This is a genomic window from Clostridium sp. DSM 8431, assembly GCF_900116755.1.
GTDB lineage: Bacteria > Bacillota > Clostridia > Clostridiales > Clostridiaceae > Clostridium.
Genome location: NZ_FPBY01000265.1, coordinates 1 through 2,922 on the forward strand (window position 1 = coordinate 1; position 2,922 = coordinate 2,922).

3 protein-coding genes are annotated in these 2,922 nt (G+C 29.0%); 2 read left to right on the plus strand and 1 reads right to left on the minus strand.

All coding sequences use genetic code 11. The features are described from left to right. Positions 1-102: 102 nt before the first annotated feature. Complete coding sequence (locus BM384_RS16465; RefSeq protein WP_090015269.1) at positions 103-1,338, minus strand: NAD(P)-dependent oxidoreductase; 1,236 nt, start codon at positions 1,336-1,338, stop codon at positions 103-105. A gap of 285 nt (positions 1,339-1,623) precedes the next feature. Between BM384_RS16465 and BM384_RS16470 the strand changes: the two genes are divergently transcribed. Both BM384_RS16470 and BM384_RS16475 read left to right on the plus strand, forming a co-directional pair. After that, positions 1,624-2,220 (plus strand): catalase, encoded by a 597-nt coding sequence (locus tag BM384_RS16470; protein WP_090015271.1) that lies wholly within the window; start codon positions 1,624-1,626, stop codon positions 2,218-2,220. After that, entirely contained in the window at positions 2,217-2,822 is a 606-nt protein-coding gene (locus BM384_RS16475) for an HD domain-containing protein (RefSeq protein ID WP_090015273.1), read from the plus strand. Before BM384_RS16470 ends, BM384_RS16475 begins: the two co-directional genes overlap by 4 nt. Positions 2,823-2,922: the final 100 nt, after the last annotated feature.

The following is a 2,922-nucleotide window of genomic DNA, read 5'->3' on the forward strand; positions in this document are numbered from 1 at the left end:
TTTGGTATCATAATTTAATTTTACCAAAAAATCGCTGTAAGTTTAATGCCTACAGCGATTTTCTTTTTAGGAGAGTTTTTTTACATCCCCTTTCTGTTTATATTATGCTTCAGATTTAAGATATTCATCTATTGATGAAGCAATTTGTTTACCAGCTACTACTGCTTCTATAACAGTTTTTGCACCATGAGACACATCTCCACATGCATAAACACCTTTTCTAGTAGTTTGTCCGTTATCGTCAGTTAATAGAAGACCACCTCTCTTAACTTCAAGACCTGTATTATTCTTTACAATAGTATCTCTTGGAACTTGACCTGTTGCAATAAGAACAGAATCACATTTTACAAGAGTATTGCTGCCTTCAATTGTAACTAAGCTTACTGAACCATCGCTATTTTCTTGCTTCTTAGTATCAACGAATTCAACACCTTCTTCTGTAATTTTAACAGGAGCTTTAAATGTGTTAAAGATAACATCTTCTTCTTTTGCTTCTTGAATTTCATGCTTTGTAGCTGTCATATCAGAGAAGTCACGTCTGTAATAAACATGTACATTTTTTGAACCATTGAATTTTGCACTTCTAGCTGCATCCATAGCAACATTACCTGCACCAATAACAACTACGTTATCTCCTAAATCATAAAGAGCAGTACTTCTTAAGTAATCAATGGCATAGTGAACGTGTGCAAGGCTTTCACCAGGAACATTAAGTTTTCTAGGATTCCATACACCTGTACCTATGAATATTGACTTAAAGCCATCTTCAAATAAGTTGTCTAAAGTAATAACTTTACCAATTAAAGAGTTTATTTTAATTTTTACTCCTAATTCTTTTAAATGTTTTTCAAGTAAAGTTATATAAGATTTTGGAAGTCTGAAAGCAGGAATTCCATAAGTTAAAATTCCACCGATTTTTTCGTTTTTCTCAAATATAGTTACATCATAGCCCTTTTTAGCAAGTTCAAATGCAACTGTTATACCTGCTGGACCAGCACCAACTACAGCTACTTTAGTTCCGTTATTTTCTGATTTTTCAAATTTAACATTCTCTAAGTACTTTGTTGAAACTTCACACTCAATTTCGTGGAAGTGAATTGGTTCTCCTTTTATTCCACGTATACAATTTCCTTTACATTGATTTTCATGAGGACATACAATCGCACATATAGCAGATAAAGGATTGTTGTTAAATAAAATTTCTCCTGCTTCTTCTATTTTTCCTTCTTTATAAAGAGTTATGACTTCTGGAATAGAAGTATTTATAGGACAATTTTTTTGACACCTAGCATTTTTACATGTAAGACATCTGTTAGCTTCGTCTAAAAGATTTGTCATTAGCTCACCTACTTATAATTTTTTATTTTCTAAAAAGAACGCCTTTTATTTATAATATAGTATACAAGAAATTAAATCAACTAAAGAAATGTATAAATATTATAAGGATTTGGTCAAAAAATATATAATTACCATGTAAAAACTTAAAAAAACAAGATAAAATTAGAATGTTATATATAACTTGTATACAAATTAAATGTATAAATATAAAATTTATAGACTAATGTAACTAAATAAGCCTTTAATGAATAAAGTAAGTATAATATATAAATAGGGGGCTTTAAATTGAAAAAGAAAGGCTATGGAAATAAAGTTGAAGAAGAAAAAAAGTGTTTAACTACTAGTCATGGTAATTTAATAGAGGATGATGAAAATTCAAAAACCATAGGTAATGATGGACCAGTGTTATTAGAGGATATAGGTCTTTTAGATAAGATAGCTCAATTTGATAGAGAGAGAATTCCTGAAAGAGTTGTACATGCAAAAGGAGCAGGGGCACATGGATATTTTAAATGCTATAAAAGTATGAAAAAGTATACCTCAGCAGACTTTTTAAGTGAAGATAATAAAAAGACGCCTGTGTTTGTAAGATTTTCAACAGTAATTGGAGGAAGAGGTTCTGCAGATACAGTAAGAGACCCTAGAGGCTTTTCAGTTAAGTTTTATACTGATGAAGGTAATTATGACATAGTTGGAAATGATATTCCTCAAGCTGGTGAAAGATATAGGTCCTTATGCGAGAAGGATAGATGTGCCTTAGTTGATAATATATTAAGTGAATTATGGGAAGTACCAGAATCTATTCAAAATAAAGTTATTGAATACTTTTTTAAAGCTGATAAGGAGTTTGGAAGTAGAGTTAAAAATGGATTGAAAAAATGAAACTTATAGAAGATGTTTATAAATATACAAAACATATATTATTAGAAAATACTTTTGAGTGTGATAGAAATAAAAAAGCTGGTTTTAGGTTTTTTCATAGCATATTGGTTGCAAATTTATCTTTATATATTTTAGAAAATTGTTTAGAAGATGATATACCTGAAAAGTACAAAGAAGAAATGATGATTAAATATGATTATATATGTGTAGCAGCTCTTCTTCATGATATAAAAAAAGATAAATATCATCATGCCGATGTGGCTGCAGATACTTTAAAAGATATTCTTAAAGATATAGCTTTATATACAGAAAGTAGTAAAGTACTAGAAATTAAGCCAAAGGATATTTTAATAATAGAAAATATGATAAGAAAGCATGGTTCTCATGGAAGTGATGATGAAAAATATAAGTATTATATACGCTTAATTCAAGATGCAGATAATATAAGTAGATATATAAGTTATTTTCCTGAAGAGGTTTTTTATAATGTTTTTGATATTAGAGATGAAAAGGAAAGGTATTTAGTTTCTAAAAAGAAAGTTAAAGAAAAACATAAAGACTTAAATTATATGTTTTCTAAAGAAATGCTAAGAATAATATAAAAATTAAGGCTGTATTTTTAAATAGAGTGATAAGTAAAACTAGCTATTCAAATATAGGTGGACGTCCCTTAAAGTTCGTGCTTAAATAAGGATGTTCTCC